Source organism: Streptomyces sp. NPDC004609, assembly GCF_042873655.1.
Taxonomy (GTDB): domain Bacteria; phylum Actinomycetota; class Actinomycetes; order Streptomycetales; family Streptomycetaceae; genus Streptomyces.
Window position 1 is genome coordinate 1 of record NZ_JBIALS010000043.1, and the last position, 25,852, is coordinate 25,852.

Below are 25,852 nucleotides of genomic sequence, written 5' to 3' on the forward strand. Positions count from 1 at the left end.
CTCCGGCACAACGCCCGCGATGCCACCCGCCCTCTCGCGATCCTCACCATCCCGTGATCAAAACCAGGACACACCGGCTTCACGCCGAAGCCCTGTTACGTGCACCGTCCCTAAGGCGTAAGCGCCAACGGACGGTCAGATGGCGGCCCGAGGCGTGTACGCCTCGGGCCGCTAGCCCTAACGGGGACCGTTCAGTTTGATCATTCCCTCGGGGAACAACCTGGGATCCCTGGGATCGACCCAGGTCAGCCCCCGGCGACCGGTCAACACCGGCCAATTGTAGGTGTCGTCCACTCCGTCCGGCCGGTGCAGACACCGCCCTTCTTCCAGCGCTCCGGCTATCTCGGTCAGCCAACTGGCAAGCGGCCACCCCTGCGTACCCGACGGGTAGGCACCGTCCCCTCCATCCACCGACCAGTGGCCCAGGCCGCCAAAGGTTGGTTCACTCGAGCGCGCGTCCACGTACCAGCCGGACCAGATGTCCCCATCCTTCCGCGCGAAAGGCAGAAGGCCCGGCTCCCGCTCCCAGTGCTGCGTATGGGTCTCGTACTCGTCGACCAGCTCACCGAGAGGCAACATCGCCATGTCCGACGGCAATATGCCGCGTCCAAATCCTTCGTCGAAGCCGTCATGGATGCGATACCAAGTCGCGAGCGCCATCGGGATCTCCACACCCATGGCCGCCTCCGCCGCCGCGATGTCGGCATCACTGGCCGGAGGGCGCAACAGAGCGGCCGAAGCGGGAGCATGAGCACGCAGCCACGCTCCGATCCGGCCCCAGGACTCGGCGACCCGTTGCGAATCGTCACTCATGCCACTCACCGTACCGGGCAGGCCGAATGCATACGATGCTGATCGTGACGCGCTCAGGTAGAAAGCGAAGTTCACGTTCGGCTCGTACGGCGCGGCCGACGAAGCAGCCGTCGTATTCCTCCGGTTCGACATGGAATCGGGCTGGACCATGTGCAGAGGCCGGACGGGCCCGGGGCTCAGGAGCGGCGCACGGCTGACGGTGCGCGGGCACGTGTACGCCAGGAGTGACGGGCTTGGCCGGACTGGGTGGAGAACTCACCGCCCTGTCCACGTGACCGTTCACGCAGGTTGCGACCACCAACTTTGGGTCACCACGACGGCCGCGGTGGGGTCTGTCCAGTGAGCGGCTCTGACAAGATTTTCGCAGCCGTTCGGGTGACTGTGATGGGTCGATTCCGGCGTGACTGGCAATGGTGGCCTCTGGTCTGCGGTGGGCATGGCGATGGCCCGGCGCTCGGCCGGGTTCTCCGGGTTCCTTGGGTCGTGTGTGGTCAGGGACGGTGATGGTGGTCAGGTGGCTGGTCGGGGCAGGGCGGCCATGCAGTTGAAAGCGCTGGTCAGCTCATGTCGCCAGGGCCAGGTGGTGGCGATCCGCAGACGGATGCGCCGTCTGCCGCGGGTGATGCGGGCGGCGGCGTGCAGCAGTCGGTAGCGGAGCTTCTTCGGCTCGGCGGTGGCCAGTTCACCTTCCAGTACCAGGGTGCGAGTCCATGCGAGCAGGTCGGTGGCGGCGAGTGCGATCTCGAGCCAGGCGGCGTTGATGGTGAAGTGGCGGGACGGGAAGCGGCCGAAGCCGGTGTTCTTGCCGTTGCGGATGCGGTCTTCGACGCGGGCATGCGCGCGGTGGCGGGCTTCCAGGTACTGGGCTGTTCCGCCGCAGGAGTGGGGAGTGTCGGTGAGGAAGACCTGGTGGCGCATGCCTTCGTCCAGGTCGAACAGGGACAGTTGGGCGCCGGGGTGCGGGCGCTCGCGGCGGACGATGACCCGGGTGCCGTCCGGGTGGCCGGCCAGGTCGATCACGCCGGTCAGTTCGGCGACTTCGGCTCCGGTCCGCAAGCTCCCGTCCTGCTCGAGTGCGGGGTGCCAGACCTGGCCGGGCAGGGCCCGGATCGCCTGGCGGACCTGTCCGGTGACGGGGTGTCCGACCGAGAAGAACGTGCGGATGCCGCGCTTGCGCCGGGACCGGATGTGGTGCAGGAAAGCTCTGGCACCTCCGGCGGTGTCGGCGCGGACGAGGAGGTCGGTGCCGTGGCGATGGGCGTCGGGCATCTGGGCGAGGGCCTGGTCCAGGATGGTGATGTGGTCGGCTGCGCTGTTGGCTCCGGCATTGCCGGGCCGTAGCAGTGCGGCGAGGGCCTCGCCGGTGTTGTCCAGGAAGCACAGCAGCGGGTGGAACCGAAGCCGTGCTTGTAGGTGGCTGCCGCCTGCTCCTTCTCGGAATGGCAGGTGACCGGGGTGGCGTCGATGTCCAGGACCAGGCCGGCGAGGTCGCGGCCGGCGGCGCGGGCAGACGGTATCCCCGCCCGGGTCTCGGCGGCTTGCAGCCATGCGACTTCCCGGGCCGTGGCTCTGGCTGCCCGCAGCGCGGCGAGCGTCTTGGAGTCGATGTCGGCCAGCAGCCGCCATGCGGTCGGTGTGGAGGCGACCGGGCCGAACACCGCAGGCTGGTCGCGCAGGACGGAGAGGTCGCGGATCGCTTCGCCGCCGTCGGCGAGCATCACGGCCATGTCCACGGCGATCCACCCGGGGACGTGTCCGGTGCCACGTGGCCGCAGACGGCGCAGCGCGTCGGTGAAGGCGGCGGTCAGGCCGGTGGCGTCGGCGAGATCGGCCAGCAGTCGAGATCCTGCGTGGCTGACCACTCCATGGCCGTCGGCCGAGACGACGAGCTTGGGGCGCAAGGCGGTAGTGTGCACGCAGAAAGTGCCTTCCTGCTGGAACGACAGAAGCCTTAGACAAGCCCTATCGTCCCAGGTCAGAAGGCACTTTCGTGTTTCCGCCCAAGATTCAGACGCCGCTCAAGCGAAACGGCCAGGCTAAATGGGTTATCTGCGAGAGCCCCCGGGGCGATCGCGTTTCCGCAGGTCGCCATTCGCAAAACCCCTCTCGAAACCCACGCGTTCTGCGAGGTACTTCTGAGAGAATCCCGGCGTGGATTTCACGCCCGATCAGGCCGCATGGGCGGTAGAACGCCACAACTGCCCGAACTGTGACGCCCCGGCCGGGAGCGCCTGCCGCACCCGGGGCGGGAAAACCGCCGCGAAGTACCACACCCCGCGCTTCGCGAGGAACTGGAGATCCTGGTGCCGGCCGACCGGCTCCCCGGCCGCGCGTGGAAGCAGGGCCCGACGCTCTCCGTGGTCCCCGCGCCCCGCACGGAACGGCCGGTCCGGATTGGGTACGCGAGGACGTCGACCGCCCGGCAGGAGCTGGCGAGCCAGCTCGAAGCCCTCCACCGCGCCGAGTGCCACAAGGTCTTCAAGGAACAGATCAGCACCCGGGTGAAGGTGCGGCCCGAGCTGGAGGCGGCGCTCGCGCTGGCCCGCCAGTTCAAGGAGACCGCGCCCGACATGACGGTCATCTTCACCGTGCACGAGCTGAAGCGTCTCGCGCGCAACGCGGCCGAGCTGATGACGCAGTCCGCCGAGCTTCAGGACTCCGGTATCCAGCTCGAACTCCTCACCGGCCCGCTCACCGGCATCTACGACCCCAACGGCATGGGCGCCATGTTCTTCGCCGTCCTCGCCGTCGCCGGGCAGATCGAGCGCAACTACATCCGGGAGAGGACCCTCGAAGGCCAAGTCGCCGCAGCGGCCAAGGGCAACCACGGCGGACGCCCCAAGGCCATCGACGACGACATGCTGACCTTCGCCGCCGCACTGAAGGACAAGGGCGTCCCTGTCCCCGACATCGCAGGGAAGCTCACCATCAAGGCCGGGAAGAACGCGGGCAAGTCTCCGTCGGTCGCCTCGCTCTACCGGGCGCTCGCGGAAGCCGAGGCCGCCGCGGTGGACGACGGCCTGCCGCTGCGACCCAAACCCGCCCGCATCCGCCAGCCCGGGGAACCACTCACCCCCGAGGAGATCGACCTGCGCGAACGACTCCAGGCCCCGCCCCACCCGAACGCGGAGATCCGCAACCAACGGCAGTGATCAAGTGCTTAGCGCCAACGGCTGTACCGCTGGTCCAAGCGGTCTGGTCAGATGGCGAACTCGTGCGTGATCCCCACACACGTCTCCCCTTCGAAGAGGAGAGCGATGTGGTAAACGTCGCTCTGCCATTGCAGAAGCACCTGGTTGGGCCCCGCTACGCTGAAACTGGAGTGAGGCCCAACCACAGCGATGATGTCGTCTCGGCTGCGGCCCACGAGATTGCCGAGACTCGCAAACCCCTGAGTCAGCTTCCGCCCGCCGGGCAACGCTCCCGAGTCTTCACTCATGATGCCCGCGAACAGGCCCTCTTCGAAGAGGATCGCGACGTGGTAGCTGCCGCTCTGCCACTGGAACAAGGTTTGTCCTGGCCCGACCATGCTCTGACTGACCGGTGAGCCAACCGCAGCGACGATCTGCTCCAGCGTCTGGCCGGTGAGGTCCCCCAAGTCCGCGAAGCCTTGTTGCAGCCTCTGCCCTGACAAGCCAAACACGAGCCCTCCCCCGATGCCGGTGACGCCCGCACTCTACTGGCCCGGGTCCAGCGGCCGAACACACCCGGCCGCCCAGGCCAAGCCGACGTGGACTAGGTAGTGGGCTACTGAGCTCTCCTGTAACACACAGTTACCGTCATTCCTGCTTCCCCCTGGATTGGCGGCAGTTGAATATGCGAGCCCACCAGTATCGTCCCCCGACTCCGTCCGGGGGGGGACCCCCACCCGGGTGCTCCAGCGGGTGTCGACACCCAACCGACGCACCGGCCCGCGCGGGCCTTCCGGTCACCCACCGGCACTCAGCCACCCGCGCGCCCTCAGCTCACGGGAAGGGCCGGGTGCGGCCCGAGCGGTCAGACGGGCAGCCGGGGCACGCTCTCGACCAGCCGGGCCGTGTACGGATGCGCGGGAGCGCCCAGCACCTGCGCGGTGTCGCCGTCCTCCACGATCCGGCCGCGTTCGAGGACGGCGGTCCGCTCGCACAGGGAGGCGACCACGGACAGATCGTGGGAGACCATGACGAGAGTCAGGCCCTGTTCCCGCTTCAGCTCGTTCAGCAGATCCACCACGGTGACGCGGGTCGTCACATCGAGCGCGCTGACGGGTTCGTCGGCGAGCAGCACCCTGGGGTCGCACACCGTGGCCCGCGCGATGGCGATGCGCTGGCGCTGGCCGCCGGAGAACTCGTGGGGATAGCGTTCGGCGGCGTCGGCCGGCAGACCGACCCGTTTCAGCGCGTCGGCCACCTTGGGCGCGGCCGTGTGCCGGGTCGCCATGCCGAGGGAGCGCAGGGGTTCGGAGACGATGCTCCCGACGCGCCGGCGCGGGTCGAGAGAGGAGTACGGGTCCTGGAATACGCACTGCACGCTGCGCCTGAACCGCCGCATCAGCTCCCGGTCGCGCAGCCGCAGTTCCCGCGAGTCGAAACGGACCGTGCCCGAGGTGGGGCGGGCGAGTCCCAGCAGCATCCGGAGCAGCGTCGTCTTGCCCGCGCCGGACTCGCCGACCAGGGCCAGGCTGCGACCGCTCTCCACGGTGAGCGTGATGTCCTCCACGACCGGTGTGGTGCTCCCCCGGTAGACGAAGGAGACCTCGTCCAGTTCCAGTACGGGTGTCATCGCCCGCTCCTTCGGTCGAGGGCCGATTCCAGTTGGCGCGCGCTGGCCACGAGGGCCTTGGTGTAGGGCTCGCGCGGGGCGGTGACGATGTCGCGGACGTCGCCTTCCTCCACGGCACGGCCGTCCTTCAGCACCAGGACGCGGTCGGCGACCTTCGCGACCACCGCGAGGTCGTGGCTGACGAACAGGACGGCCATCTCCCGCTCGCGTACCAGCAGATCGAGCAGGTCCAGCAGTTCGGCCTGCACGGTGACGTCGAGTGCGGTGGTCGGTTCGTCCGCGATGAGCAGTGCGGGGTCGCAGGCCAGCGCCATGGCGAGGGCGACGCGCTGGCGCTGGCCGCCGGACAGTTCGTGAGGGAAGGCGCGGGCGATGCGCTCGGGCTCGGACAGCCGCACCTGCTCCAGCGCCGCCAGGATCTCCCGTTTCAGTTCCGCGCCCTTCAGTCCCCGGTGTCTGGCGAGGGGTTCGGCGATCTGCCGGCCGGCGCGCATCAGCGGGTCGAGTGCGGTCAGTGGCTCCTGGAAGACGATCGCGGCTTGTCTGCCGCGTACACCCATGAGCTTCTTCTCGGTCGCGCCCACCACCTGGGTTCCGGCGACGACGATGCTGCCGCTCACGGTCATCCCCTCGGGGAGCAGGCCGAGCAGGGCGAGCGAGGTCAGGGACTTCCCGGAGCCCGACTCGCCGATGAGGCCGAGGCGCTCGCCGGGGGCGAGGCCGAGACGGAGGCCGTCCACGAGGGTGCGCCCGTCCGCCGTACGGATCGAGAGGTCGGTCACGTCGAGGATGTTCACGCGCGCCTCCGCCGGGCCGCCGGGTCGAGGGTGTCGCGCAGTCCGTCGGCGATGAGGTTCACTCCGATGACGAGCAGGACGAGCAGGATGCCGGGTGCCAGCGCCCCTGCGGGGGCCGTGGTGAATGTGGCCTGGGCTTCGTTGAGCATGCGGCCCCACGAGGCGTTCGGCGGCGGCGCGCCGAGGCCCAGATAGGACAGACCCGCCTCGGCCAGCACGGCGAGCCCGAACTGGAGGGCCAGGTTCACGGCGAGCGTCGGCCAGATGTTGGGCAGTACGTGCCCGGCCACGATCCTGGTCCACGAGGTGCCCGAGGTGCGTGCGGCGGTGATGTAGTCCTGGGCCAGGACCCGTTTGACCAGGATGCGTACGAGGCGGCCCACGACCGCGCTCTGCGCCAGGCCGATGGCCAGCACCGCGGAGCCGAGCGTGGCCGAGCGGGCGGCGACGACGAGCATCGCCAGCAGCAGGGTCGGGAACGCGATGAGGATGTCGAGGAACGCGGAGAGGGTGTCGTCGAGCCAGCCCTGCGCGAACGCGGCCAGCACTCCCAGGGTGACGCCGACGGTGGCCGCGATCAGGACCGATCCGGTGCCCGCCTGGACGGCGATCCGGGAGCCGGTCATCACCTGGGTGAGCAGATCGCGGCCGAGTTTGTCGGTGCCGAGGAGGTGGTCCGCGCCGGGGGCGGTGAGCCGTCCGCCGGAGGTGTCGTCGGAGGCGTACGGGAGCCAGACCAGGGAGACGAGCGCGAACAGGCCGATCAGTCCGGCCACCACGCAGCCGGTCGTCAGAGTGTGCGACCGGGTGAGGAACCGTTTCACCGGGTGCCTCCCGAGAGTCCGCCGCGCAGCCGCGGGTCGATGATCCGCTGAACCAGGTCGGCCGCGAATCCGATGATCAGCACCGCGAAGGTGGAGACGAACAGCACGCCCTGGATCACCGGGTAGTCGTGCTGTGCGATGCCGGTCGCGAGCAGGGAGCCGAGGCCGGGCAGGGCGAAGACGGACTCCACGACCACCGCGCCCAGGAGGGTCGACGCCAGTTCGATCCCGAGGATCGAGATCACCGGCACGGAGGCGTTGCGCAGCCCGTGCCGCCACATCGCCCCCCTGAAGGAGGATCCGAGCGCCCGCGCGGTACGGAGGTGGTCGCTGCCGAGGACGTCGAGCGTCGCCGATCTGACGTAACGGATCAGCGACGCGCTCATCACCAGGGCGATGGTGACGACGGGGAGCGTCAGCGAACGGATCGCCTCGGCGGGCTGGGCCCAGCCGTCCGGCGGGAAGCCGCCCGCCGGCAGCCAGCGGGCGTTCAGCGCGAACACGGCGATGAGGATCATACCGAGCCAGAACACCGGTATGGCGATGCCCAGTTGGGAGACCCCGCTGAGCAGCGCGCCGTACCAGGTGCGCCGCCGGTACGCGGCCACGAAGCCGGCCGGGACCGCGATGAGGACCGCCAGGGCGAACGCGGCGAGCGTGAGCGGGACCGTCACGTTCAGCCGGGCGGTGACCTCGGGGCCGACGGGCAGCGAGCTGACGAACGACGTTCCGAGGTCCCCGCCGGCCAGTTGCCCGATCCAGTGGGCGAACTGTTCGGGCAGCGGCTTGTCGGAGCCGATGGAGTGCCGGGCCGCCGCTATCTGCTCGTCGGTGGCGCCCACCGCGGTGAGCGCGTTGGCGGGGTCTCCTGGCAGCATCCGCAGCAGCACGAAGAGCACGACGCTCGCCAGCGCCAGCGATACCAGCAGAAAGGCGAAGCGGCGCAGCAGATATCGCCCCATCAGCCCTTCTTGATGTCGTAGGCGTGGAACTGCGAGTTCAGACCGTTGAGGGGGTAGCCCGACAGCTTGCTGGAGGCCACAACGATCTGCGGGTACAGATACAGCCACTCACTGGCCGCGTCCTCGGCGGTCTTGCGGTTGACCTGCTTCAGCAGTTCGGTCTGCTCGGCCGTCGTGGAGGACTGCTCGGCCTGCTCGACCCACTGGGTGACCTGCTTGTCGTCGTAGCCCCAGTAGAAGTCGGGGTTGCCGTACCAGACGAGGTCGCGGTCGTTGACGTGCTCCTGGAGAGTCGCCGTGAAGGTGCGGTTCTTGTAGACCTTGGTGTACCACTCGTCGGGCGTGATGGTGTTGATGTCGACGGTGATGCCGACCTTGGCGAGCTGTGACTTGATGAACGTCGCCGCGGTCGGGTGCGGGTCGTAGTTCGGCGTGTCGAGGGTGAAGCTGAAGCCGTCCGGGTAGCCGGCCTCGGCGAGCAGCTTCTTGGCGCGCTCGGTGTCGTACGCGTCGATCGCGGTGAGGTCCTCGTACCACGGGTCGGTGGGCGGCACCATCGAGCCGATGAGCTTGCCGTGGCCGCCCCAGACGGATTCGAGCAGCTTCTCGTCGTCGATGGCCGCGGAGACGGCCTGGCGGACCTTGACGTCCGTGAAGGGCTTGGCCTTGTCGTTGAAGGCGAGGAGCAGCTTGGTGGTCGAGTTGCCCTCGTTGACCTTGTAGTTCGGGTTGTTCTTGAACTGGTCGAGGGCGTCGGGCGACTGTCCGCTGGTGACGACGTCGACGGCGTTGGTCAGCAGCGCGTTGTTGAGGGCGGTCGCGTCCTTGAAGTAGCGGAAGACGACCTGCTTGTTCTCGGCGGCGTCGCCCCAGTAGCCGGGGAACCGGTCGAGGCCGAGGGCGGATCCGCGGGTCCACTTGCCCAGCTTGTACGGGCCGGTGCCGTCCTCGCTGGTCTTCAGGTTCTTCGCCTCGGAGTTGATGATCCAGACGTACGACAGGTTGTAGATGAAGGAGATCGACTTCTTCGACAGCCGCACCTTCACCGTGCGCGCGTCGGGTGTCTCGACGGAGTCGATGACGGCGAGGTTGCTCTTGCGGGCGGACTGCGAGTCCTCGGCGATGACCTTCTCCAGGCTGTACTTGACGTCCTGGCTGGTGAGCTTCTTGCCGCTGTGGAACGTCACGTTGTCGCGCAGGGTGAAGGTGTAGGTGAGTCCGTCCGCGCTGACCTGGTGGTCCTGGGCGAGGAGCTTCTCGACCTTGCCCGCGTCGGTGAGCTTGAACAGCCCTTCGTAGACATTGCCGTTGAGCGCTTCGGTGACGCCCTGGCCGCCGCCCGCGGTGTTGTCGAGGTTCTGCGGTTCGTAGAGCGAGCCGATGTTGACCGTGGCGTCCGGGTCGTGCCCCCCGTTGGCGGAGTCGCCGCTGCCGGATCCGCCGCCGCAGGCGCTGAGGGTGACGGCGAGGGCGGCGACGGTGGCGGTCGCGTACAGGGAGGTCTTCTTGATGCTCATGCTCGGTACACGTACTTTCGTGCTGTGGGGAGGATCGTCCGGGGTGGTCAGTTGCTGCCGGGGAAGCCGTCGCGGAAGACCGGGCGCTTCTCACCCGCGTGAACGGGCAGGTGGAAGCGGTTCTGCCGCGGCGGCATCGGACAGTTGTACTGGTCGGAGAATCCGCAGGGGGGCACGAAGGCTCGGTTGAAGTCGAGGCGGACGGCGCCTTCGCCGGTGCGGGTGACGAAGAGGAAGCGCCCGGCGTCGTAGGTGGTGTCGCCGTTGGTGGGGTCGCCGAAGACGAGCAGCAGGACACCGTCGTCATCGAAGGCGCTCAGAGTGTAGTCCCGGCCGTCCACGGTGAGGGATATGTCGCCGGGGACCACGAGATCACGGGAACCCCCATGGTCACGGATATGCTCGAACGCCACTTTCCGGGCGCCCGGCACAGGGGTGTAGGAGGCGTCCAGCACCCAGTCCGGGTCATAGGGGAAGACCTCGGTGCGGTCGAAGGCGCGGATCGCGGGCGACCGCGCGTCCCAGAACCGCAGACCGTGCTCGGGCTCGCCGCTGACGAGGTCGGTTCGCTGAATCGCGGTGACGGTCACGCTCTCCGGCTGTCCGGCACGGGCCGCGTCGAGGTCGGGCCGCTCCCCGAGGGGGAGCCAGCGGGTCTCGACGAGCGCGAGGTTGCCGTTCGCGGAGGTGACCGCACGCATGCGGTCGTCGCACCACGCCTCCCAGCCCACGGCGGGGTCGTCGGTCGGCTGAGCGGGAACGGCGGAGTGGGACACGGCATGACTCATTCGCGTAGACGTCCATCGGTGGCCACGCCGCAAATGTCACCCGGCGTGAGGTTCAACCCAAAGCGTGCTCTTTATCTGCCATAAGGTGAACTAATGTCAAGTTGTGACACATGGTGAGATGACGGCGAAGACGCGCACGACATGCCTTATCACCTGGGGTTTTCTCGGGCGGCACCGGGGTGCCGACGGGACCGCCGTCACCCGGAGTGACGGACAGCGCAGTGACGGACGGTACGGGTCGGACTGGTACGGGCCCGGCCGGGCGGCACCGGTATGAGCACGGCCGGGTGGCGGCACCGGTACGGGCGCCTGCGGCGGCGGCGCGGGTGCCCTCCCCCTCCGCGGCGTGCGGCGACGGATGGGGCAGGGCGGGCCGCAGCAGGGCGGAGTACCGTGGAAGGGAGCGAGAAAGGCCCTGGGCTCAAGGGCCTTCTTTCACTGTCTTGACCGAACCGGAAGCGTGCGCCTCACGGGTGGTGGTTCTCATGACGGCTCAGCCCCCCAGGACGGTCGTCCTCGGATGCTCGCGTCTTCAGGGGACGTATGCGCGCGGCCGATGATTCCTCGCAGAGCCCTGTCGGGACGATCGGCAGAGTGACGGTGCCCATCCCGCCCGACGGTCCGGGAGAGGTTCTCGTGGCCGTACGCGGCGGGTCGGAGTCCTACGCGGCGTGGTCGGCGCGGCCCGTGGACAAGGACGTCCGCGTCATCGTCGTCGACGCGATCTCCGCCCGCGCGGTGATCGTCGAGCCGCTGCCCTCCTGAGCCGCCCCGGCCGGCCGCCTCGGGGCCGCCGTCTCCCGCCGGCACGCTTCCCGGAACCCAGACACGCCAGGTGATCTCTCATGTTGTTCTGGCACGTACCCGCACCGAATGAGGCCATGCTCATCTCGGGTTCCAAACGACAGGCACAGGACACCCAGTTCCGGATCGTCACCGGTCACGGCAGTTTCGTCCTGCCCGTCAAACAGAAGGCCCGCATGCTGTCGCTGGCCCTGCAGGAGGCGGAGATCGCCGAGGACTGTGTCACACAACAGGGCATCCGGCTCACCGTGCGTGCCGTCTGCGTGTTCAAGGTCGGGGACGACGCCGTCTCGATCGCGAACGCCGCCCGCCGGTTCCTGTCGGAACAGAACCGGATGGAGCAGCTCGTCGGCCGGATCTTCGCCGGGCATCTGCGCTCCATCGTCGGAGGGCTGACCGTGGAGCAGATCATCCGGGAGCGCAGCCGGGTCGCCCAGGAAGTGGTGGCGGGCAGCCACGGTGAGATGGAGAAGCTCGGCCTCGTCGTGGACGCCCTGCAGATCCAGGAGATCGAGGACGCCACCGGATACATCGACAACCTCGCCGCGCCCCACGCCGCCGCCGTGGCGGGCCAGGCGCGCATCGCTCAGGCCAGAGCGGATCAGCAGGCGACGGAGCGTGAACAGCAGGCCGCCGCGCTCAAGGCCGAGTACGAGCGGGACACGGCCATCAAAAGGGCGGGATTCCTGGCCGAGACGGAAGAGTCCAACGCCCGCGCCGCGCAGGCCGGGCCGCTCGCCCAGGCCAGGGCGTCCCAGGAGGTCATCGAGGAGCAGACCTCACTGGCCCAGCGCCAGGCCGGTCTCGCGGCGCAGCGGCTGGAGGCGGAGGTACGGCGTCCGGCGGACGCGGAGGCGTACCGGCAGCGCACCCTGGCCGAAGCCGGTCGCGACCAGGTCAAGTTCGAGGCCGACGGCAGCGCCTATGCCGAGCGGACACTGGCGCAGGCCCAGGCGGACGCCAACACCGCCCGTGCCACCTCGCTCCGCGACGGCAACCAGGAACTGATCGCGGCCAACCGGGTGGTGGAGAACCTGCCGGCCCTCGCCGAGGCAGCCGCCCGAGGGATGTCGGAAGCCAATCTGACCGTGCTCAACGGCACCGCCGGCGTCAACGAAGTGGCGGCGGGCGTGGTCGGCCAGGGACTGGCCATCCTCCACTCGCTCCAGCGCTCGACGAACCGGGCCGTCGACGGGGATTCCGCCCGGCGTCCTCCCGAGAAGACATGAGATCCGGTCCGGGGAAGGCGACGGGGACGACCCGCCCGGTGGACCCGGCCCCGGCCCGACCGGTCGTCCCCGAGGGCGGACGACGGCCTCATCCAGCCGGCTTCGCCCCGGCAGGCCCCTGTACGAAGGAGGTGTGCGCGGTAGGGACCCGGAACGTGCCGGCCGACTGGTGACGGCGCTGCGGGCCCGCAGGGTGATGGCGCACGTCATCGAGGCGGGCGTCTACGAATTCGGAGTCCGTGTCGTCCTGGACCAGGGGATCGAGGCGCTCTGGGACGTCGACGGGGCGGCGGGGCTCGACACGGAGATCGTCGACGAGGGCGTGCTCATCGGCTTCGTCCCCCATGTACCCGGCTCCGAGAGCTTCGCCGAAGAGCAGCTCGTGGACTGCATCGCGACGACGGTCTACTCGGCGGAGGGGCTCCACCCACCCGCCGACACGCCCGCGGCGCCCCCGCCCCACCCCGGGCGGGACCCTTCGGCGGGTCCGGCGGGCGAGCCCGCCGGCGGCGGGTGCCCCCCGTCCCTCCGCTCCCCCGCCCGTGACACCGCCCATCGCCCGGTACCAGCGCCGGGCCCACTGGATCCGTCGAGGTGAACGATGACGCTCCCCGGCGCGGGCGGCAATCTGCCCGACCGCGCCCGCCACGCCCACGTCGCCGAGGACCGGGCAGAGCCGGCCGTCGCCGAGGGCAGGCCCGAGCCGGACGCCGAGACCGTCATCCGTACCGCCGGGCTGACGAAGGTGTACCCGGACACGGACTTCGCGGCGGTCGACGGGGTGGACCTGCGTGTACGGCGGGGAGAGATCTTCGGCCTGCTGGGCCCCAACGGCGCGGGCAAGACCACCACGATCGGCATGCTGACCGGCCGTGTGGTGCCCACGTCGGGCTCCGCCCGTATCGGCGGCATCGACGTGATCAACGATCCGGTCACGGCCAAACAGATCATCGCCGCGGTCACTCAGCAGAACACCCTGGACCGCTCGCTGACCGTGTGGGAGAACCTCTACTTCCACGGACTCCTGTTCGGCATCCCCCGCCGTCAGTCGTGCCGGACGGCCGACGAGCTCCTCGACGAATTCCGCCTCTCGCGATGGCGGGCGTCATCGGTCTACGCCCTCTCCGGCGGAATGGCGCAGCGTCTCATGCTCGCGCGGGCGGTCTTCCACCGCCCCGCGGTGCTCTTCCTTGACGAGCCGACCGCCGGTCTGGACCCGCAGAGCCGGCTCGCTCTGTGGGAAGCGCTGGACCAGCTGATCGCCGACGGCCAGACCATCCTGCTCACCACGCACAACATGGAGGAGGCGGACCGTCTCTGCGACCGGGTGGCGATCATCGATCACGGCCGGATCCTGGCCCTCGACACTCCCGCCGGACTCAAACGGAGCGTGGGGGCGGACACCACGGTCACGGTCGTCTCGCACGGCCCGCCGGATGAGCTGGCCGCCCTGCTGCGGCGCGACGTACCCGGCGTCGTCCGCACCCGCCTCATCGACAGCGGCGTCGAACTGCACGTCATGGGAGTCGACCGGCTGCTTTCACGGGTGGTGACGAGCGCCGAGGCCGGTGGTTTCGATCTGGTCGATCTCTCCCTCTCCGAGAGCACCCTGGAGACGGTGTTCATCAGCCTCACCGGAAAGGAGCTGAGGGACTGATGTCCCCACCGGATCTGTCCTCACCGCTCGACGCTCCGCCCCGGCGCCGGATCGATGTGGTGCCGCGGCGGTCCGCCGCCGCCGCGAGCCGTCTGGCGCTGGCCGCTCTCATCCGGCGGGATCTGACCGTACTGAAAAAGAACTTCGGCGAGTTCGCCGGCCGGACCGTCATGCAGCCGTTCCTGCTCGTCTTCGTCTTCCTCTATGTCTTCCCCGTCATCGGGCAGGGCATCGGCTCCGCGGGCGGCCCGAAAGGGGAATCGGCCTTCGCGACCGTCCTGGTGCCCGGTGTGGTGTCCATCGCCATCATGTTCCAGGGCATCCAGTCGGTCGCCATCCAGATGTCCCAGGAGTTCGGCTACACCAGGGAGATCGAGGACCGGGTCCAGGCCCCCTGCCCCATCTGGCTCGTCGCGGTGGCCAGAGTGCTCTCCGGCGCCGTCCAGGGGCTGATCTCGGCACTCATCGTCCTGCCGATCGCGGCCGTCGTCCACGCGCCGGGCGTGCACCCGGACCTCCATGTCCACTGGTGGATCGTGCTCACGCTGATTCCCCTGGCGTGCCTCGCCATGACCTCTCTCGGGCTGCTCCTGGGCACCACCTTCGAGCCGAGGAACATCGGCGTCATGTTCGGGTTCGTGGTGCTGCCGCTCGTCTTCCTCGGGGGTACCTACTACCAGTGGACCGCACTGTCCCCGGTGCACATCGGAGGATTCCACTGGCTCCAGGTGCTGGTCCTCGTCAACCCGCTGATCTACATCAGCGAGGGCATGCGCGCCGGGTTCACCGATCTCTCGCGTATGTCGCTGTACGCCGTCTACCCGGTGCTCCTGGGGTTCTGCGCCCTCTTCCTCGGTCTGGGCCTGCGCAATTTCCGCCGCCGCGTACTGTCCTGAAGCCCCGGCCGGTCCGCGGGCCGGCCGGGCTCGGCAGGACCGGCGGCCAGGCCGGGCCGCGTCACCGTATGCCGAGAACCCGACCGTGTCGGCGGACCCGCCCGTGCCCGGCGTACGGTGCCGTCGCCGGGCGCGGCTACTCGAACCGCGCGGTGTCTCCGGCTCCCCGGCGCAGGATTTCGAGGTCACCGCCGGAGAAGTCGATGACCGTGGTCGGCTCGGTGCCGCAGTCGCCCGAGTCGACCACGACGTCCACCACATGGTCGAGTCGTTCCTTGATCTCCCAGCCCTGGGTCATCGGCTCGCTCTCGTCGGGCAGCAGCAGGGTGCTGGTGAGCAGCGGCTCACCGAGTTCGGCGAGGAGAGCCTGGACCACGGCGTGGTCGGGGATGCGGACTCCGACGGTCTTCTTCTTCGGGTGCAGCAACTGCCGCGGCACCTCCTTCGTCGCGGGCAGGATGAAGGTGTAGCTGCCCGGCGTCGCGGCCTTGATCGCGCGGAACACATCGTTGTCGATATGGACGAACTGCCCCAGCTGCGCGAAGTTCTGGCACACGAGGGTGAAGTGATGGCGATCGTCGAGGTTCCGGATCGACCGGATCCGGCCGATGCCGTCACGGCTGCCCAGCTGACACCCCAGCGCGTAACAGGAGTCCGTGGGATACGCGACGAGCGCGCCGGACCGGATGCTGTCGGCCACATTGCTGATCATGCGCCGCTGAGGATTCTCGGGGTGCACGTCGAAGTACTTCGCCATTCGCTGAGCCTAAGCCGCGTCCCGGCCGGTTCCGGCCGGGGAGACCCGCGGCGGGGACGGCCTCGCGCCGGACGGCGGAACACGGCGCCCCGGTCCGGTGCGTACACGTCCCGGCCTGACCTTCCCCTCTGGGATCAGCCGCCGTTGAGCGCCACCGTCGGGTGGAGCCGGGAGGCGCGTACCGCCGGATAGAGTCCGGCGACCACACCGATGAGCAGCATCGCGCCCAGGCCGGCCTGTACGGACCAGAGCGGGATGACCGTCCGCCAGCCCTGGGCCTGGGCGAGGCCGAAGGTCGCCGCGGCTCCCACCACCGCTCCGGCCGCTCCGCCGAGGGCGGAGAGCAGCAGGGACTCGGTGAGGAACTGGAGCCGGATCGCGTTCCGCGTCGCGCCCAGTGCGCGGCGCAGGCCGATCTCCTGGCGGCGTTCCAGGACGGAGATCACCATGGTGTTGGCGATGCCCACGCCACCGACGAGGAGGGCCACCGCGCTCAGGGAGAGCATCAGCGTGGTGAGGCCCTTGTCGGTGGTGGCCTTCGCCGCGAGCGCGTCGGAGGGGCGGGAGACCTTCACGGAGCCCTCGTCGCCGGGGTTGACGCTCCGGGCGAGGACGGCCCGTACGTCCTCCACCGAGGCGTCGGAGGAGCGCTCGAAGACGGTGGTGGGGTGTCCGTCGAAACCCAGGTGGCGTTCGGCGGCCGGGAAGCCGACCATCGCGACCCGGTCCAGGGTGGGGACCAGGTCGATCGGCGAGAGGATGCCCACGACCACGAACCGCTGGTCGTCCATCATGATCGTCTCGCCGGGTGCGGTGATGCCCAGACGTCTCGCCGCGACCGCGCCGAGGACCGTGACCGGCAGGCGTTCGTTGGCGGGGTTCAGCCAGACGCCCTGGTCGACCTCGGCCTTGAGGGCGGCGAGCAGATCCGGCCGGGCCGCCTGAGTGGTGACACCGGCCGTCCGCTCCTCGGGGACCACGTCACTGCGGCGGATCCTGGCGTCGACGTTTGCCGTGGCGGTGGAGTGCTCGACGGGGCCGATGCGTTCCACCATCGCCACGGCGGACTTGGGCAGTCTGACGGTCCGGCCCTGGGCGTCCTCGCCCGCCTCGGCGGTGAGGAGGTTCGTGCCGAGCCGGTCGAGGCGGTCCATCAGGTCGGCGCGGCTGGACTCGGAGAGGCCCACGACCGTGACCATCGTGGCGATGCCGATCGCGATGCCCAGGGCGGACAGCACGGCGCGGGCGCGGCGGGCCCGCAGGCCGACCGCTCCCAGCCGCAGGACGTCCGCCGGTGAGAGGCGGCCGGGTTCGAGGGTGCCGCCGCTGGGGGGCGGAGCGCTCATGGTGTCGTCCCCTTCACGCACTGAGGGTCGGCTGTCGGGAGGTTCGCACACGGGGAGGCGGCCGTACGGAGGTCGGACACGATCCCGCCGTCCCTCAGACGGACGCGACGCGGCAGCGAGTCGGCGATCTCGTTGTCGTGCGTGATGACACAGACCGTCGTGCCCGTGGCGTTCAGCTCTCGCAGGAGGCTCATCACCATCTCGCCGGAGGCGGTGTCGAGGGCGCCCGTCGGCTCGTCGGCGAGGATGATCCGGGGCTCGCCGACGAGCGCGCGGGCGATGGCGACGCGCTGTTTCTCGCCGCCGGAGAGTTCGCCGGGGGTGTGGGAGAGGCGGTGGCCGAGACCGACGCGCTCCAGCGCGGTGCGGGCGCGGGCACGCCGTTCCCTGAGCGGCACGGAGGCGTAGAGCAGACCGTCCGCGACATTGTCGACGGTGCTGTGTCCCGCCACGAGATGGAAGTGCTGGAAGACGAAGCCGATGTGGCGTGAGCGCAGGGCGGAGAGCCGGGCGTCGCTCAGCACGCTCACATCGTGGCCGGCCACCTGCACGGTGCCCGAGGTGGCTCTGTCGAGGGTGCCGACGAGTTGGAGGAGGGTGGACTTGCCCGATCCGGACGGGCCGGTGATCGCGACGAGTTCGCCCTGCTCCACGGCGAGGTCCACACCGCGCAGGGCGTGCACCCCGTCGGCGTACGACTTGGTGGCGTCGCGCAGTTCGATGACCGCACGGGAGGCGTTCACGCTTTCGCCACCCCCACTTTCAGTCCCTCCCGCAGTCCGGAGCCCCTGACCTCGATCCGCCCGTCCGCGGTCATGCCGACCTCGACGCGCACCATCCTGGAGGTGCCGCCTTCGACGATCTGGAGGCCGTAGCCGCCGTTCTCCCCGCGCAGGGCGACGACCGCTTCGACCGGCACCGCGAGGACGTTCTCCCGGCGTTCGCTGACGAAGGTGACGCTCACGGTCGCCCGGGCATCCGCCGCGGAGACGTCGGTTCCGCGGTCGAGGGTCACCTCGGCCGTGATGCCGTTCTCCTCGCCGCCGCCCTCGGGCTTCTCGGGCCGGACCGTGCCGGAGACCGTGCCGGACACGGTCCTTCCGCCCGGCAGGGTCACCTCGGCCCTGGTGCCTTCGGCGGTGAGCGGGACGTCGCCCCGGTCGAGGGCGGCGAGGACGACCCGCCGGGTGGAGGCGACCGTGAGCACCGGTTCGCCGGGGCCGACGCCGTCGGCGAGCGCCGCGTCCGCGGCGACGACCCGGACCGGTCCTCGCTGGAAGACGACCTCGCCCCGGCCCACCCTTCCGGTGGTCTCCCGGTTCAAGGACTTCTGCCAACGCTTCACCGCGGCCTCGGTGGCCTCGTCGTATCGGACGTCGACGTACAGCCCGGCTCCGTAGCCCAGGTCGCGCAGGTTGCGCTCCAGTTGGAGCACATCGCTGCCGCGGTCGCCGGTCTTCATCTCGCGGAACATCGGCACGGGGCCGTAGAGCAGAGTGACGGGCTTGTCGTCGAACTCGTACAGCGGCTCTCCCCTGGAAACCGTCCGGCCCTCTACGGCGGCCACAGTGACCGTGCCCTCGACCGCGGACTTGACCGGACGGCGTTCGGTGAAGCCGATGGCGCCGTCGACCGTCTTGGACTGTACGAGGTCGGTGCGGGCGATGGTGGCGGTCGCGGGAGGCAGGCGTTCGCCCCGGTCGCCGGTGTCGGTGGCATCGCCCCAACCACCCAGGGCGCCGCTCGCGCCGGCGGTCACGGCCGCGGCGGCGGTCAGTGCCCCGACGGTGACGAGCGTGGTCCTCAGTCTCACTGCATACCGTCCAGGCCGTCGAGGAGCCGGGACTTGCACGCCTGGCGGGCCTGCTTGTACGCGGGCGAATCACGGTCGATGGACGGGGTCGCCGGATTCGGGTCGCCGCCCGGAATCGCGTTGCCACCGGACATCACCGGGTTGGTGAAGCGGGAAACACCGTTGTCGCGCATGCACTGGGCGTGCGCGAGCATCGACTCGAAGTCCTTCTGCTGATCGCGTTTCGGTTCCAGGTTCATGGCTTCGAGGAACTCGGGCCCGCAGACATTGTTCTTTCCGCCCTTGTACTTCTCGCCTTTGCCGTCCGGGTCGGGGATCGCGTCGATCGCCGACCAGTCGAGATAGCCGCTCAGTTTGGGGTCGGGGAAGTCCTTGAGGCCGGCCTTGGTGCGCATGCACCGGACGTACTCCAGCTGGGCGTCGTAGAAGGCGCTCTCGCCCGCCTTCGCGGAGCCGCCGGCGTCCTTCGAGGGTTCACCGGACGCGGTGGCGGGGGCGTCCGGGACGGAGGCGATCTCATCCGCCCCCCGCACACCGCCGCCCCCGCCGCAGGCGACGGCGAACGCGAGGACGGGGAGGGTGACAAGCGCCGTCAGGCGCGGGTTCTTCGGACTCATGCGACCAATCTCGGCCTGCCGCATGGTGGACACATGGTGGCTACATGATGAGGGCGTAACAATCGGCCCGCACCGCGATTCCGCTGGTCGGGCGGGCTCCGCACCGGATGAACGACACGCATAATCGAACGCATGCCGCATGTTCTGCTCATCGAGGACGACGTCTCCGTACGGGACGCGATGGAACTCGTCCTGCGCCGTCACGGGTACGAGGTGACCCCCGCCGCGACCGGTGAGGAGGCGCTGCGCCTGCTCGCCGCACCCACGGGCCGGCACATCGAACTGGCCGTCCTGGACCTGATGCTGCCCGGGATGGACGGCTTCGAGGTCTGCCGCGGGATCCGGCGCCGGTCGGCCGCCCTGCCGGTGATCATGCTCACCGCACGGGGTGACGACGACGACATCGTCACCGGGCTGGAGGCCGGCGCGGACGACTATGTGGTCAAGCCGGTCACCGCGCCCGTGCTGGAGGCCCGGATCAGGGCGGCGCTCAGACGCGCGGAGCCCGCACAGCACCACGGACAGGGGCCCGGCGAGGACCACGCCGGCCTCGGCATCGACCGAGCCGGGCTCACGATCACCAAGTACGGGACGTCCCTCGCCCTGCCGCCGACCGAGCTGCGGCTGCTCCTGGAGCTGTCGGCCTCGCCCTGCCGGGTGTTCAGCCGCGAGCAGCTCCTCGCGTCCGTCTGGGAACACGACTTCCGCGGAGACTCGCGGCTGGTGGACGCGGCCGTCGGACGGCTCCGCGCCAAGATCGAGGACGTACCGGCCAGGCCCCGGTACATCCAGACGGTCCGGGGCTTCGGCTACCGCTTCGGACCGCTGTGAGCGGCAGGGAACACGGTACGGGGAAGCGCGGTCGCGGTCCTCGCCGCGCGGGCCCCGCCGCCGGGCGGGCGCGGCGCGTCCCGGCCCGGCTGCTCGGGGGTCTGCGGACCCGTCTTCTCGTCGCCTTCGTCCTCGTCGCCCTGGTCAGCGCTGTGACGGCCACCGGACTCGCCTATCGCGAGTACCGCAACGCCGTTCTCCGCAGCACCCAGGACGCCTTCGCCGCCGACCTCAGGGAACAGGTGGAATCCCTGGCGCCCGAGTTCGACATGCCGCCCGACCAGCGGACGCTCACCGCCCTCGCGGGCGATGTCTCCGACGGGCTCGGCGGCGATCCCTCGGTCGTGGCCCGCTACCGGAAGCTGACCGCCGTCTCCGGCCCGCGCACCGCCGCGTCCCTCATCACCCCCGACCTGGGCTCGGCCGTACGCTCCGGCGACCGGACCCGCCTCCAACGGGTCGAGCACCGCGGCGAGCCGTATCTGGTGGCCGGTACACCCGTCGCCTTCGACAACGGTGGCGACTCCGGCCTCGACGTCTTCGCCGTCACCTCGCTCCGGACCGAGCAGCAGGAGATCGGGAGCCTGCTGGACACCGTGCGGAACGGGGTCATCCCCGTCCTGGTTCTCGCCGCCCTGCTGGCACTGCTCGCCGCCCGGACCGTACTGCGTCCCGTACGCGAACTGGGCCGGGCCACCCGAGCACTGGCCACCGGAGCGCTCACCACCCGCGTCACCGCCCGCGGCGGCGATGAACTCGCCGACCTGGCCCGGGATTTCAACACCACCGCCGACGCCCTGCAGACCTCCGTCGGCGAACTGCGCGAACAGGAGGAGAAGGCCCGCCGCTTCGCCGCCGACGTCTCCCACGAACTGCGCACCCCCCTGGCCGCGATGACGATGATGACCACCGTGCTCGACGAGGACGCCGCCCACCTCCCACCGGACGCGGCCCGCGCGGCACGCGGGGTCGGCGCGGAGACGGCCCGGCTCTCCCGGCTCGTCGACGATCTGATGGAGATGTCGCGCTTCGACGCCAAGGCCGCCCGGCTGATCTCCACCGAGGTCGACCTGGTCGCGACGGTCCGTTCGGCCCTGGCCCTGCGCGGCTGGTCGGAGCGGGTGACGCTGCACGCCCCCGAGACCGTGCGGGCGGCGGCCGACCGGCGCCGCGTCGACGTCATCGTGGCGAACCTCGTCGGCAACGCACTGCGCCACGGAGCCCCGCCCGTCACGGTCACGCTCACCACGGATCCCGACGGTGTGGTGCTGGAGGTCTCGGACCAAGGCCCCGGACTGCCGCCCGAGGTCATCGGCCATGTCTTCGACCGCTTCTACAAGGCCGACAGCGCCCGCGCCCGCTCCGAGGGCAGCGGACTCGGCATGTCCATCGCGCTGGAGAACGCCCGCCTGCACGGCGGGACCATCGAGGCCGCGAACCGGCCCGGAGGCGGAGCACTGTTCACCCTGCGTCTCCCCGGCACGGTCAGGGGGAACCACCCGTGAACGCCGTACGCCGAAAGGTCCCGGCCGCCGTCCTGACGCTGGCCCTCGCGGGCTGTGGTGTCCCGCCCACCGAAGTGCTGAACGGCGGAGCCCCGGCGACCGGCCTGACCACGGCTCCGCGCGTCTACTTCGTCCGCGACGCGCGGCTCCAGGGCGTCTCCCGCCCGGACAGGCCGATCACCGGCCCCGACGCCGTCATCAAACTCCTCATGGTGGGACCCACGCCGGCCGAACAGGAACGCGGGCTGACCAACCTCGTCGAGCCGTCCGGCAGCTACGAGGTGACCGGATCGGGCGACCGGATCACGCTCAGCTCGCCGGACACCCACTTCTCCGAGGCCCACGACAGTCCCGCGAACGGCCAGTGGGTCTGCACACTGGCCCGCGCCCAGGCCGCCCTGCACCCGGACATCCAGCCGGACAGCGTCCAGGTGACCCTCGACGGCCTCGGCCCACCGCTCGGGCCCTATCACTGCTCCCAGTTCCTCCGCAGATGACCCCGGACGCGGCGGGCGACCGAAACGCCCGGCGGTCATCACGGGCAGGAGGACGGCGCAGCACCTCAGGGCAAGCGGAGGTGAGGGGAAGGTCAGGGGGCGCTGCCCGCTCACGCCGCACCAACTGAACGGGGGGCGTGCCGGACATGGGCACCCGCCTCGACCAGCGGTCGTGCCGGGGCGTCCTGGAGGACTTTCTGCACGTGCCCCTGGTCGACCGGCCGACGCGGCCTACTCGGCGGCGGTTGTCGGGGGCGTCCTGGTGAGAGAGGCGATCACGGCGGAGACCGCGGTGGTCACGACGAGGCTCCCCACCATCACCATCACCACGCCGATCATGAAGAGGCCGCTCGAGTCGTCCGACCAGTCGTAGTAGGCGGCAACGGTCAGGCCGACCGGTATGCCGAACACAGCGCCCGCAAGGTGGCACCGGGAGGCCGCCCAGTACACAGGTGCCAGCAGGGTCAGCACCAGACCGATCACCTGCCACGCCCCGTACGGACCGGTCGTCGTTCCATCGGGTTGCACGTCGCGATGCTGGTCCCAGCCGAGCCAGGCAGCCCACGCCGCCAGCGCCACCAGGGCGAGCGCAGAAGCCGCCAACAACGGGGGAACAGGTTTTGGCAGTCGTCGCATGGTCCAAGCGTTACGGCTCGGCCGACAGCCGACCAGGGCGCGACTACTCAGCCCGTCCCGAGTGCTTGTACTCCGTACAGTCGGGCCCGCCGCATGCCCGAGGAAGGTCCCGGCAACCGGTGGAGGCTGCCGGACAGGGCGCAGTGGCCGACGGTCCAGCGGGCGGAGTGCTGCCGGCGCATTGCTTCGAATCGGCGGCGGGTCGGTGCCTTCCTCCTCGACATCGGACAGCCCTCCGCCGACCGGTCCGGTGTGGGGGAAGCCGGGCACGGTGTTACTGAAGATGTGATGGCGTACCGTCTCCGGGTGCCGGCCCGGTGGGCGCCGTGGTGCCGCAGGGGCGACCCCTCGGCGGGCGACGCGGGCGGTGTTCACCGCATGCCAGGACGTCATGTCACATACGGGGGGGGACGGTGTTGGAGTGGCATTCGATCAGGGGCTCGCAGACAGGCTCGACGCCTTGATGCTCGAACGGCCGTTGCCGGAAGACGCGGCACGGTCGCTGGCCGGATGGCTGGCCGATCCCGAGAGGGGTGGGCGATACGCGGAGGGTGCCCGGCTCCGGCGAAGTGCATGGCGGAGGCGGGCGAGCTGCTGGAGCGCGTGGCGTCGGGCATCGCGCGGGACTTCCTGACCTGAGCGGGAGGCCGGGTTCGGCACCGGTCCGGGGTTGGGACTTCTCAGGGACTTCCGGTCCTGTCAACCGGCACGAGCGTGAAACAGCAGTAAGGTCATTCACGCAAGTCAGCGACCATAGCCCGCCGATTGCGGTAGGTCACGGAGCCGCCTGGTCTGTTCCGCGACATCTGCGCGCGTATTCGCAGGCGAATCCCATCGGCTCCCCCGCACTCATCTCGGTGTCCCTCCAAGGCGGTGGCCTCATACGCCTTCACACTCAGTGACTACCTCCGGTCGAATGGTGAGCGGCGCCGAGCCTCGGTACTCAACTGAGTCACCTTTGGCTTGACGCTCATATGACGCTCCGGACTCAGAATTCACTGCCCCCAGGGACGCCGAACCACCCCTGACCTGCACCTACCTTCAGGTATACCGAGGTCGACCCCTTTCCGATGACGCATCGTGTGGAGTGCGTAGCGATCCTTGAACCGGCCGCGAAGGGCCCCTGACCTGCGGTCCTATCGAATCGCATGATCTGCTTTGCGGGCGATAGATTGACGCTACTTTGAGACTCGTTGATCATAGTGACGCTGACCCCGACCTGCGGGTTCACCGTTACTCAGCGTCGATACTGACGCTCGAAAGCCCCTCCGTACGACGCTCGGAGCCGTGGTCCCCGGTTGCGTCGGCCATTCCCTGCCCCGAATGTCAGGCCGGGCGCGTGGGGACGGGGGAGGAACTTGACACACCCCTTTGTCGATAGTCCACGAAACGACAGACTGAGTCGGCCCTCGCGCCGGGGAGGCCCGACTCGGCCACCCGCCAGGTCAGCCACCATCCGACGGTCACCCGACCTTGCAAGGATCGCTACGCCGTCGTGAAGGCACGACAGCACTTTCCACCTTAACTGATGACGCGTCAGTAAAGGTCAGCAAGGGTTCTGCCACAGCTACCCACAGACAGCTACAGCGTGAAATGACCCAGCACCACGCATCGGGCATACGGCACGCCCAGCGGCCCCCCGCGCGCGAAGGCGGGGGCGTGCGATGACGCACGACGGCAAGCTACCCGCTCGCCCCCGACCAGTCAGCCATTTCCACAGGTCAACGCATCCTTCCTCGCGGCTTCAGCGGCACCTGCGGCAGCTCGGGGGCAGGCAAGGGGTCCCCGTCGTACCCCTGCACCTCTCCGAACCGCGTCCCCGTCATCCAGTCCTCGCGCGCCTGGGCAATCTCCTCCTGTGACCGTCCGATCCAGTTCCAGAACATGATCAGCTCCTCCTCGAACGGCTCACCGCCCAGGAGCATCAGTCCGGAGTCGGACTCGGCGCGCAGGGGCAGCGCGGTCCGGCCGCAGCCGAGGTAGAGCATGGAGCCGGGGAGCACGGGGACGCCGTCGACATGGGTCTCGCCCGACATGGACAGGACCGCGTACTCGAAGTCCGGATCGAGCGGAAGGCTCAGCTCCGCGCCACGGGCCAGGGCGAGATCGGCGCCGACGATGGGGGTGTACGCGGTACCGGGCGAGGTGGCGCCGTCGAGCGAACCGAGGATGACGGTCGCGGTCAGGCCCGGGGCGGTGACCGCGGGCAGGTCGGCGTGGTGCTGGAAGTGGGGCTCCACATGGCGGTGGGCGTCGGGCAGCGCCACCCACAGCTGGGCGCCGTGGAGGAAGCGGGCGTGCTCCCGGGGGCTCTCCTCGGAGTGGCTGATCGCCCGGCCGGAGGTCATGAGCCCCAGCTCACGCGGGCGGATGGTGGCGAGGCCGCCGGTGCTGTCCCGGTGGAGCACCTCGCCCTCGTGGAGCCAGCTCACGGTCTGGAGGCCCATGTGCGGATGGGGCGGGACCTGCATTCCGGGCTCGTCGGCGATGTCGTCGGGGCCGTAGTGATCGACGAAGGCCCAGGCACCCACCATCCGGCGGCCCAGATTGGGCAGGAGCCGGCGGACCTCGGTGGACTCGCCGAGCCGGACCCGGCGGGGGCTGAGGAGTTCGCGTACGGGCTCCGCGGCGACGAAGCCACGACCGCCGCAGACGGAGAGTGCGGCCTGACGATCGAGATTGCTCATGGAGTTCAACCTATTCCCGCGGGGGCCACAGCCGGCAGACCCCACACCTGACAAGATAGTGGAATATTAAACTAACTGCTCCGGTTGAGGCAGTCACCAGCAATACCGGGCGCCC

At 69.7% G+C, this 25,852-nt stretch carries 24 protein-coding genes and 1 pseudogene; 9 read left to right on the plus strand and 16 right to left on the minus strand.

What is annotated here, in order from left to right; translation table 11 throughout:
• Positions 1-177: 177 nt before the first annotated feature.
• Positions 178-813, minus strand: coding sequence for an SMI1/KNR4 family protein (locus tag ACFYT4_RS30955; protein WP_389276391.1), 636 nt, complete (start codon positions 811-813; stop codon positions 178-180).
• Positions 814-1,323: 510 nt separating this feature from the next.
• Positions 1,324-2,729 (minus strand): annotated as a pseudogene (locus ACFYT4_RS30960) (IS1380 family transposase).
• Between the two features lie 387 nt (positions 2,730-3,116).
• Here ACFYT4_RS30960 and ACFYT4_RS30965 point away from each other — a divergent pair.
• Complete coding sequence (locus tag ACFYT4_RS30965) at positions 3,117-3,965, plus strand: recombinase family protein (protein ID WP_389276394.1); 849 nt, start codon at positions 3,117-3,119, stop codon at positions 3,963-3,965.
• A 47-nt stretch (positions 3,966-4,012) separates the two neighbouring features.
• Here the strand turns inward: ACFYT4_RS30965 and ACFYT4_RS30970 are convergent, their stop codons facing one another.
• The 7 genes from ACFYT4_RS30970 to ACFYT4_RS31000 form a co-directional block, all read right to left on the minus strand.
• Positions 4,013-4,456, minus strand: coding sequence for a hypothetical protein (locus ACFYT4_RS30970; RefSeq protein ID WP_389276397.1), 444 nt, complete (start codon positions 4,454-4,456; stop codon positions 4,013-4,015).
• A 353-nt stretch (positions 4,457-4,809) separates the two neighbouring features.
• Positions 4,810-5,574 carry an ABC transporter ATP-binding protein gene (locus ACFYT4_RS30975; protein ID WP_389276400.1) on the minus strand — a complete coding sequence of 255 codons (765 nt, stop codon included), beginning with the start codon at positions 5,572-5,574 and terminating at the stop codon, positions 4,810-4,812.
• The gene (locus ACFYT4_RS30980; protein ID WP_389276403.1) at positions 5,571-6,371 is read right to left on the minus strand and encodes an ATP-binding cassette domain-containing protein; all 801 of its coding nucleotides are present in this window, start codon (positions 6,369-6,371) and stop codon (positions 5,571-5,573) included. Before ACFYT4_RS30980 ends, ACFYT4_RS30975 begins: the two co-directional genes overlap by 4 nt.
• Positions 6,368-7,195: an ABC transporter permease gene (locus ACFYT4_RS30985; RefSeq protein WP_389276406.1), complete on the minus strand. Its 828-nt coding sequence runs from the start codon at positions 7,193-7,195 to the stop codon at positions 6,368-6,370. The genes ACFYT4_RS30980 and ACFYT4_RS30985 overlap by 4 nt, the downstream gene beginning before the upstream one ends.
• Positions 7,192-8,157: an ABC transporter permease gene (locus ACFYT4_RS30990; protein ID WP_389276409.1), complete on the minus strand. Its 966-nt coding sequence runs from the start codon at positions 8,155-8,157 to the stop codon at positions 7,192-7,194. The genes ACFYT4_RS30985 and ACFYT4_RS30990 overlap by 4 nt, the downstream gene beginning before the upstream one ends.
• Positions 8,157-9,674 (minus strand): ABC transporter substrate-binding protein, encoded by a 1,518-nt coding sequence (locus tag ACFYT4_RS30995; protein ID WP_389276412.1) that lies wholly within the window; start codon positions 9,672-9,674, stop codon positions 8,157-8,159. The genes ACFYT4_RS30990 and ACFYT4_RS30995 overlap by 1 nt, the downstream gene beginning before the upstream one ends.
• Positions 9,675-9,721: 47 nt before the next feature.
• On the minus strand, positions 9,722-10,462 hold the full coding sequence (locus tag ACFYT4_RS31000) for a DUF1684 domain-containing protein (RefSeq protein ID WP_389276415.1): 741 nt from the start codon (positions 10,460-10,462) through the stop codon (positions 9,722-9,724).
• Between the two features lie 594 nt (positions 10,463-11,056).
• Here ACFYT4_RS31000 and ACFYT4_RS31005 point away from each other — a divergent pair.
• The 5 genes from ACFYT4_RS31005 to ACFYT4_RS31025 all read left to right on the plus strand — a co-directional run bounded on the left by ACFYT4_RS31005 (position 11,057) and on the right by ACFYT4_RS31025 (position 15,048).
• Positions 11,057-11,227: a hypothetical protein gene (locus ACFYT4_RS31005; RefSeq protein ID WP_389276418.1), complete on the plus strand. Its 171-nt coding sequence runs from the start codon at positions 11,057-11,059 to the stop codon at positions 11,225-11,227.
• A gap of 116 nt (positions 11,228-11,343) precedes the next feature.
• A complete protein-coding gene (locus tag ACFYT4_RS31010) occupies positions 11,344-12,495 on the plus strand; it encodes an SPFH domain-containing protein (RefSeq protein ID WP_389276421.1) in 1,152 nt (383 codons plus the stop codon).
• A 133-nt stretch (positions 12,496-12,628) separates the two neighbouring features.
• Positions 12,629-13,093: a hypothetical protein gene (locus tag ACFYT4_RS31015; RefSeq protein WP_389276424.1), complete on the plus strand. Its 465-nt coding sequence runs from the start codon at positions 12,629-12,631 to the stop codon at positions 13,091-13,093.
• A gap of 3 nt (positions 13,094-13,096) precedes the next feature.
• Positions 13,097-14,152 (plus strand): ATP-binding cassette domain-containing protein, encoded by a 1,056-nt coding sequence (locus ACFYT4_RS31020; protein ID WP_389276427.1) that lies wholly within the window; start codon positions 13,097-13,099, stop codon positions 14,150-14,152.
• Entirely contained in the window at positions 14,152-15,048 is an 897-nt protein-coding gene (locus tag ACFYT4_RS31025) for an ABC transporter permease (RefSeq protein ID WP_389276430.1), read from the plus strand. The genes ACFYT4_RS31020 and ACFYT4_RS31025 overlap by 1 nt, the downstream gene beginning before the upstream one ends.
• A 136-nt stretch (positions 15,049-15,184) precedes the next feature.
• Here the strand turns inward: ACFYT4_RS31025 and ACFYT4_RS31030 are convergent, their stop codons facing one another.
• The 5 genes from ACFYT4_RS31030 to ACFYT4_RS31050 form a co-directional block, all read right to left on the minus strand.
• The gene (locus ACFYT4_RS31030; protein WP_389276433.1) at positions 15,185-15,805 is read right to left on the minus strand and encodes an L-threonylcarbamoyladenylate synthase; all 621 of its coding nucleotides are present in this window, start codon (positions 15,803-15,805) and stop codon (positions 15,185-15,187) included.
• Between the two features lie 134 nt (positions 15,806-15,939).
• Entirely contained in the window at positions 15,940-17,151 is a 1,212-nt protein-coding gene (locus tag ACFYT4_RS31035; RefSeq protein ID WP_389276436.1) for an ABC transporter permease, read from the minus strand.
• A complete protein-coding gene (locus tag ACFYT4_RS31040) occupies positions 17,148-17,894 on the minus strand; it encodes an ABC transporter ATP-binding protein (RefSeq protein WP_389276439.1) in 747 nt (248 codons plus the stop codon). Before ACFYT4_RS31040 ends, ACFYT4_RS31035 begins: the two co-directional genes overlap by 4 nt.
• A complete protein-coding gene (locus tag ACFYT4_RS31045; RefSeq protein ID WP_389276442.1) occupies positions 17,891-18,964 on the minus strand; it encodes a peptidoglycan-binding protein in 1,074 nt (357 codons plus the stop codon). The genes ACFYT4_RS31040 and ACFYT4_RS31045 overlap by 4 nt, the downstream gene beginning before the upstream one ends.
• Positions 18,961-19,581 (minus strand): hypothetical protein, encoded by a 621-nt coding sequence (locus tag ACFYT4_RS31050; RefSeq protein WP_389276445.1) that lies wholly within the window; start codon positions 19,579-19,581, stop codon positions 18,961-18,963. Before ACFYT4_RS31050 ends, ACFYT4_RS31045 begins: the two co-directional genes overlap by 4 nt.
• A 132-nt stretch (positions 19,582-19,713) precedes the next feature.
• Between ACFYT4_RS31050 and ACFYT4_RS31055 the strand changes: the two genes are divergently transcribed.
• Genes ACFYT4_RS31055 through ACFYT4_RS31065 form a run of 3 tightly spaced genes read left to right on the plus strand, consistent with a single transcriptional unit; the run spans position 19,714 to position 22,414 of the window.
• Positions 19,714-20,412 (plus strand): response regulator transcription factor, encoded by a 699-nt coding sequence (locus ACFYT4_RS31055; protein ID WP_389276448.1) that lies wholly within the window; start codon positions 19,714-19,716, stop codon positions 20,410-20,412.
• Positions 20,409-21,917 (plus strand): ATP-binding protein, encoded by a 1,509-nt coding sequence (locus ACFYT4_RS31060; protein ID WP_389276451.1) that lies wholly within the window; start codon positions 20,409-20,411, stop codon positions 21,915-21,917. Before ACFYT4_RS31055 ends, ACFYT4_RS31060 begins: the two co-directional genes overlap by 4 nt.
• Positions 21,914-22,414 carry a hypothetical protein gene (locus ACFYT4_RS31065; protein ID WP_389276454.1) on the plus strand — a complete coding sequence of 167 codons (501 nt, stop codon included), beginning with the start codon at positions 21,914-21,916 and terminating at the stop codon, positions 22,412-22,414. The genes ACFYT4_RS31060 and ACFYT4_RS31065 overlap by 4 nt, the downstream gene beginning before the upstream one ends.
• Before the next feature lie 231 nt (positions 22,415-22,645).
• On the opposite strand, the gene ACFYT4_RS31070 is transcribed toward ACFYT4_RS31065, so the two are convergent.
• Both ACFYT4_RS31070 and ACFYT4_RS31075 read right to left on the minus strand, forming a co-directional pair.
• On the minus strand, positions 22,646-23,050 hold the full coding sequence (locus ACFYT4_RS31070) for a hypothetical protein (RefSeq protein WP_389276457.1): 405 nt from the start codon (positions 23,048-23,050) through the stop codon (positions 22,646-22,648).
• 1,721 nt (positions 23,051-24,771) lie between these two features.
• On the minus strand, positions 24,772-25,737 hold the full coding sequence (locus ACFYT4_RS31075; RefSeq protein WP_389276461.1) for a pirin family protein: 966 nt from the start codon (positions 25,735-25,737) through the stop codon (positions 24,772-24,774).
• Between the last annotated feature and the right edge of the window lie 115 nt (positions 25,738-25,852).

Bases quoted from the DNA above. Each gene is read 5' to 3' on its own strand.
- ACFYT4_RS30955 (WP_389276391.1), bottom strand. From the start codon at position 813: ATGAGTGACGATTCGCAACGGGTCGCCGAGTCCTGGGGCCGGATCGGA.
- ACFYT4_RS30975 (WP_389276400.1), bottom strand. From the start codon at position 5,574: ATGACACCCGTACTGGAACTGGACGAGGTCTCCTTCGTCTACCGGGGG.
- ACFYT4_RS30990 (WP_389276409.1), bottom strand. From the start codon at position 8,157: ATGGGGCGATATCTGCTGCGCCGCTTCGCCTTTCTGCTGGTATCGCTG.
- ACFYT4_RS30995 (WP_389276412.1), bottom strand. From the start codon at position 9,674: ATGAGCATCAAGAAGACCTCCCTGTACGCGACCGCCACCGTCGCCGCC.
- ACFYT4_RS31000 (WP_389276415.1), bottom strand. From the start codon at position 10,462: ATGAGTCATGCCGTGTCCCACTCCGCCGTTCCCGCTCAGCCGACCGAC.
- ACFYT4_RS31010 (WP_389276421.1), top strand. From the start codon at position 11,344: ATGCTCATCTCGGGTTCCAAACGACAGGCACAGGACACCCAGTTCCGG.
- ACFYT4_RS31020 (WP_389276427.1), top strand. From the start codon at position 13,097: ATGACGCTCCCCGGCGCGGGCGGCAATCTGCCCGACCGCGCCCGCCAC.
- ACFYT4_RS31025 (WP_389276430.1), top strand. From the start codon at position 14,152: ATGTCCCCACCGGATCTGTCCTCACCGCTCGACGCTCCGCCCCGGCGC.
- ACFYT4_RS31030 (WP_389276433.1), bottom strand. From the start codon at position 15,805: ATGGCGAAGTACTTCGACGTGCACCCCGAGAATCCTCAGCGGCGCATG.
- ACFYT4_RS31035 (WP_389276436.1), bottom strand. From the start codon at position 17,151: ATGAGCGCTCCGCCCCCCAGCGGCGGCACCCTCGAACCCGGCCGCCTC.
- ACFYT4_RS31050 (WP_389276445.1), bottom strand. From the start codon at position 19,581: ATGAGTCCGAAGAACCCGCGCCTGACGGCGCTTGTCACCCTCCCCGTC.
- ACFYT4_RS31055 (WP_389276448.1), top strand. From the start codon at position 19,714: ATGCCGCATGTTCTGCTCATCGAGGACGACGTCTCCGTACGGGACGCG.
- ACFYT4_RS31070 (WP_389276457.1), bottom strand. From the start codon at position 23,050: ATGCGACGACTGCCAAAACCTGTTCCCCCGTTGTTGGCGGCTTCTGCG.
- ACFYT4_RS31075 (WP_389276461.1), bottom strand. From the start codon at position 25,737: ATGAGCAATCTCGATCGTCAGGCCGCACTCTCCGTCTGCGGCGGTCGT.